We start from the raw sequence: 5,194 nt of genomic DNA, 5'->3' as shown, positions 1-5,194 counted from the left end.
ATCGATGACCACCGCGACAAGCCCCACAGTCGACGCCTGGGTGCGCCGGTACCACCCGCACGACGACGCCCCGGTCCGGCTCGTGTGCTTCCCGCACGCGGGCAGCTCGGCGCCGTACTTCCTGCCGATGGCGGCCGGGCTCGGCGCGGCGGTGGACGTGCTGTCGGTGCAGTACCCGGGCCGCCAGGAACGCCGCCACGAGCCCCTCATCGACAGCATCGACACGCTCGCCGAGCGCTGCACCGAGGCCCTGCGGCCGTGGCTGGACCGGCCCTTCGCCCTGTTCGGCCACAGCATGGGGGCCACCGTCGCGTTCGAGGTCGCGCGCCGGCTCGAGGCCGAGGGCCGCCGCCCGGCCCACCTGTTCGCCTCCGGGCGGCGGGCGCCGTCGCGCACCCGGGACGAGTCGGTGCACCGCCGCGACGACGACGGCATCATCGCGGAGATGCGCTCGCTCAGCGGCACCGACACCCGCGTCTTCGCCGAGGAGGAGCTGCTGCGGATGGTGCTGCCGGTCATCCGCAACGACTACAAGGCGGCGGAGACGTACGAGTACCGCGCCGGTCCGCTCCTGCAGTGCCCGGTCACGGTACTCACCGGCCACGACGATCCCAAGGTGAGCGTCGAGGAGGCCGAGGCGTGGCGCGAGCACACCGCCGCCCGCAGCGTCCTGCACGTCTACGGCGGTGGCCACTTCTTCCTGGCCGAGCACATCTCGGCCGTCCTGGCCCTCGTCGGCGCGTCGCTGCGCTCCGCATAACGTTCGTTGGAGGGAGCCGCCATGCGGGTGCTGTTCGCCACGCTGCCGGAGAAGTCGCACCTGTTCTGCATGACCCCGATCGCCTGGGCGATGCGGGCCGCCGGGCACGAGGTCCGGGTGGCCAGCTCGCCCGCGTTCACCGACGTGATCGCCCGCACCGGCATGACCGCCGTCGGAGTCGGCGACGACAGCAACATCAGCTCGGCCATGGCCCAGCACCGCGAGTCGCAGGAGGTCGAGTCGGTCGACTGGAGCGAGCTCGACCCGGCCCGGCTGACCTACGCCCAGGAGCTGGAGCGGGCCCAGATGGGCGCCTGGGGCTTCGCGTACTACAACGAGCCGATGATCCCCGACCTGGTCGCCTTCGCCCGGCAGTGGCGGCCCGACCTCGTCGTCTGGGACCCGCTGACCTACGCCGGGGCCATCGCCGCCCGGGCCAGCGGGGCCGCCCACGTGCGCTCCATGTGCTTCGCCGACGTGTGGGTGATGAAGCGGCAGCTGTTCGCGAAGCTGCGTGACGAGCAGCCCGAGGCGCAGCGCCAGGACCCGATGGCCGAGTGGCTCGGCGGGCACGCCGAGAAGCTCGGCGGCGCGTTCGGCGAGGACCTCGTCACCGGCCAGCTGACCCTCGACCCGCTGCCCGAGCGGCTCTCGGTGCCGTCCGACGTGCGGCGGGTGCCGGTGCGGTTCGTGCCCTACAACGGCCCGGCGATCGTGCCCGGCTGGCTCGCCGAGCCGCCCGCGCGGCCCCGCGTCTGCCTGAGCCTCGGGGCGGCGAACACGGAGCGCTACGGCGGCGACTACGTCTCCAAGGGCGCGATCCTCGACGCCCTCGCCGACCTCGACGTCGAGGTGGTCGCCGCACTGCTGCCGGCCCAGGCCGCTGAGCTCGGCACGGTGCCGGACAACGCCCGGGTCGTCTCGTCGGTACCGCTGCACGCGCTGCTGCCCACCTGCGCCGCCCTCATCCACCACGGCGGGTTCGGCAGCTACGCCACCGCCCTCGTGCACGGCGTGCCCCAGCTGTTCGTGGCGACCGCCGTGGCCGACCAGATCCTGCGCGGCACCGGGCTGCAGGACGCCGGGGCCGGCCTGCTCATCCCGCACCACGCGGTGACCGCGGAAGGCATCCGCGACGCCGTCCACCGGCTGGTCAGCGAGCCCGGCTTCGCCGCCGGCGCCGACGTGCTGCGGCGGGAGGCGACGGGCCGCCCGGCGCCCGCGGCGATCGTCGGCGAGCTCGAGCGGCTGGCCGCCGAGTCGCGCCTACCCGGCTGGAGCCAACCATGAGCGTCGCGTTCATCCTGGGCCAGAAGAACCTCAACTACGACCCGGCCGGCCTCATCGCCCTGTACGAGCAGTGCCCGGCCGTGCGCGACATCTACACAAGCGTCGGGCAGTGGAGCGGCCACGACCCGCAGCTGCTCGTCCGCGGCAGCGAGGACCCCGCGGTCCGGGCGCGCACCAACTCGCTCGGCCTTGCCGCCGCCATGCTCGGCATCGCCGACGTCCTGCGGGAGCGCGGCGTGCGCCCGGCCGTCGTCGGCGGGATCAGCCTCGGCGCCATGGTCGCGGCCGCGCTGGCCGGCGCCGCCCCGCGCCGGCAGGTCGTCGAGCTGCTGGCCGGCACCGCCGAGGACGACGGCCCGCAGGACCCCGCCCGGCCCGAGGGGTGCGTGGCCGCGGTACTGCCACTCGGCCAGACCTACGAGGAGTTCTACGGCACCCGCCCCGGCGTCTGGTTCGGCGGCGACTTCGGGATGCACACCAGCGGGGCGTTTCGCATGCTGCTGCTCAGCGGCTACCGCGACGCTTTGGAGGAGCTCGCCGCCGGCTACCCGGCCGAGTACTTCGTCTTCAGCGACGAGCACGTCGCCGTGCACTGCCCGCTGCGCCACCGCGCCCGCGACGAGGTCGCCCGGCGCACCGCGGCCATGGACTTCACCGATCCGGTGGTGCCGATGTGCTCGTCGCTGGAGCCCCGGGAGCTGCACAGCGCGGCGCTGGTGCGGGCCGAGTTCAGCCGCAACGTCGTCGAGCCGGTGCGCACCGACCACCTCAGCGACCGCATGCGCCGCCTCGGCGTGCGGCTCGGGGTCGTGCTCGGCCCCACGCTGCCGCGCGACGGATTCGAGTTCCCGTTCCCGGTCGTGTACGTCGATGCGCCCGAGCACGTCGACCAGGCCGTGGCCGCGGTCGGCGAGCACGAGGCACTGCAGAGTCTGAAGGGCTGAACCCGTGAGCATCGCATTCATCTTCGGCACCAACCTGCTCAACTACGACCCCCGGGGCGTGGCCGAGTTCCACGCCGCCAACCCGTGCATGCAGCGCCTCTACGCCTCGGTCGGCGAGTGGACGGGCCTCGACGAGGACCTGCTGCTGCGCCGCCGCGAGGACGCCGACGCCGACCCGGAGACCCGCTCCCGGCAGGGCTCCGTGGCCCTCGCCGCCGCCATGATCGGCATCCACGACGTCCTCGGCCAGCAGTTCGGCATCCACCCGGCCGCCGTCGGCGGGCTCAGCCTCGGCTCCATGGTGAGCAGCTGCCTGGCCGGCGCGCTGCCCCGCCGCTCCGTCTTCGAGTTACTCATGCGCATGGACCACATCGGCCCGCGCGACCCGGCCGGCCCCGCCGAGGGCGTCGCCGTCGCGTTCCTGCCCGTCGACGACGACATCGAGCTGCTCGTCGAGCCCAAACGCGACGGCGTCTGGCTGGCCGGTGACTTCGGCACCCATCCGACCGGGCAGTTCCGCATTCTCCTGCTGAGTGGGTACCGCGAGAGCCTGGAGCGGCTGGCCGCGGAGACGACTGTCGGCTCGGTACAGCTGCAGGAGCTCAACACCGTCGCCGTGCACACGCCGCTGCGCGAGGCGGTGCGCGCCTCGATCGCCCCGCTGATCGCCGAGGTCGCGATCAAGGACCCGGTCCTGCCGCTGTGCTCCGCGCTGGAGCAGCGCACGCTGAGCACCGCGGCCGAGGTCGCCGACATGTTCAGCCGCAACGCGGTCGAGACGATCCGCATCGACGCCATGAGCGCCGAGATGCGCCGCCACCGTACCCGCCTCGGCCTGGTCCTCGGCCCGTCGCTGCCCCGCGGCTGGATCGACTTCCCGTTCCCGGTCGTGCACATCGAGTCGCCGGCCGACCTGCCGGCCGTCACCGCCGGCATCTTCGAGACCGGTGCCGTCATGCCGCCGCGGAGGGTCCGATGAGCCGGCACGTCGCGTTCTTCATCTTCCCCGACTACGGCCACGTCAACCCGACGTTCGAGGTCGCCCGGCTCCTCGTCGAGCGGGGCCACCGGGTGACATACGTCCTCAGCCCCGACTACGCCCCGGCCGTCGAGGCCGTCGGCGCGTCGCTGCTGACGTTCCCGGCCACCCGCCGCCGCCTCAGCGCCGCCCACGTCGACGCCGACCAGATCACCGAGCTGGGCCTGGACATCCTCGGCTACACGACAGGCGAGGTCCTGCCGGCGGCCCGGGCCGGGTTCGCCGCGGACCCGCCGGACCTGATCGTGTACGAGTTCGAGAGCTTCGTCTCCGCCCGCATCCTGGCCCGCGAGTGGGGCAGCGCCACCCTGCAGTTCTTCCCGTACCTGGCCTCCAACGAGCAGTGGTCGCTGCACGCCGAGATCTTCGACCCCGACTCCCCGGCCGTGCACCACGGCGTCGAGGAGATCCTGCGCGTGCTGGCCGAGGTCGAGCCCGACGCGGACGCCCAGTGGGCGATGATGGCGCCGCAGGACACCCGGAATCTGGTACTGCTCCCGCGCGCGCTGCAGCCGAAGGGCGAGACCTTCGACGAGCGCTACACCTTCGTCGGGCACTGCCTGCCGGCCACGCCACCGGCGGTCGCCTGGTCGCCGCCGTCCCCGGACGTCGCCGTGGCCCTGGTCTCCATGGGCACCGAGTCCAACGAGCGCGAGCACGTGTTCCACATGTGCGCCGAGGCGTTCGCCGACGGCGCCTGGCACGTGGTGATGACGCTCGGACGCGGCAAGCGCCTGGCCGCGGGGCTGAGCGCGCCGAGCGTCGAGACCCACGAGTGGCTGCCGCACCTGGCCGTCCTGCCGCACGCCGCCGTCCTGGTCTGCCACGGCGGCATGGGCAGCATCCTGGAGGCCCTGTACTTCGGCCGCCCGGTCGTGGTCGTCCCGCACACCCCGGAGCACCTGGTCAACGGGCGGCGGCTGCAGGAGCTGGGCATCGGGCGCGTCCTGTCGCCGGACGAGCTCGACTCGGCCTCCCTGCGCGCCGCGGTCGACGCCCTCGCCCACGACCCCCAGACCCTGCAGCGGGTGGCCGCGATGCAGGCCGCGCTGCGGGCCGGTGGCGGGGCGGCGCTCGCGGCCGACGTGGTCGAGCAGGCGCTGCCGGCCACCGCCCGCGGCTGAGCCGGACGGCAACACGGGCAGCGGCAACACGGGCAGC

5 protein-coding genes are annotated in these 5,194 nt (G+C 73.7%); all 5 read left to right on the top strand.

Translation table 11 applies throughout. The annotated features are described in order from the left end of the window. Nucleotides 1-4: 4 nt before the first annotated feature. Genes Dvina_RS31230 through Dvina_RS31210 form a run of 5 tightly spaced genes read left to right on the top strand, consistent with a single transcriptional unit; the run spans nucleotide 5 to nucleotide 5,157 of the window. The gene (locus Dvina_RS31230) at nucleotides 5-760 is read left to right on the top strand and encodes a thioesterase II family protein (protein ID WP_223092903.1); all 756 of its coding nucleotides are present in this window, start codon (nucleotides 5-7) and stop codon (nucleotides 758-760) included. Between the two features lie 21 nt (nucleotides 761-781). Further along, entirely contained in the window at nucleotides 782-2,050 is a 1,269-nt protein-coding gene (locus tag Dvina_RS31225) for an activator-dependent family glycosyltransferase (protein WP_223092902.1), read from the top strand. Beyond that, entirely contained in the window at nucleotides 2,047-2,994 is a 948-nt protein-coding gene (locus Dvina_RS31220) for a hypothetical protein (RefSeq protein ID WP_223092901.1), read from the top strand. Before Dvina_RS31225 ends, Dvina_RS31220 begins: the two co-directional genes overlap by 4 nt. Nucleotides 2,995-2,998: 4 nt before the next feature. Beyond that, complete coding sequence (locus tag Dvina_RS31215; RefSeq protein ID WP_223092900.1) at nucleotides 2,999-3,973, top strand: hypothetical protein; 975 nt, start codon at nucleotides 2,999-3,001, stop codon at nucleotides 3,971-3,973. Beyond that, a complete protein-coding gene (locus Dvina_RS31210; RefSeq protein WP_223092899.1) occupies nucleotides 3,970-5,157 on the top strand; it encodes a macrolide family glycosyltransferase in 1,188 nt (395 codons plus the stop codon). The genes Dvina_RS31215 and Dvina_RS31210 overlap by 4 nt, the downstream gene beginning before the upstream one ends. Nucleotides 5,158-5,194: the final 37 nt, after the last annotated feature.

It is taken from the genome of Dactylosporangium vinaceum, assembly GCF_019904175.1.
GTDB classification, from domain to species: domain Bacteria; phylum Actinomycetota; class Actinomycetes; order Mycobacteriales; family Micromonosporaceae; genus Dactylosporangium; species Dactylosporangium vinaceum.
The sequence above is the reverse complement of the archived record's forward strand: the minus strand, read 5'-3'. Positions and strand labels throughout refer to the sequence as shown.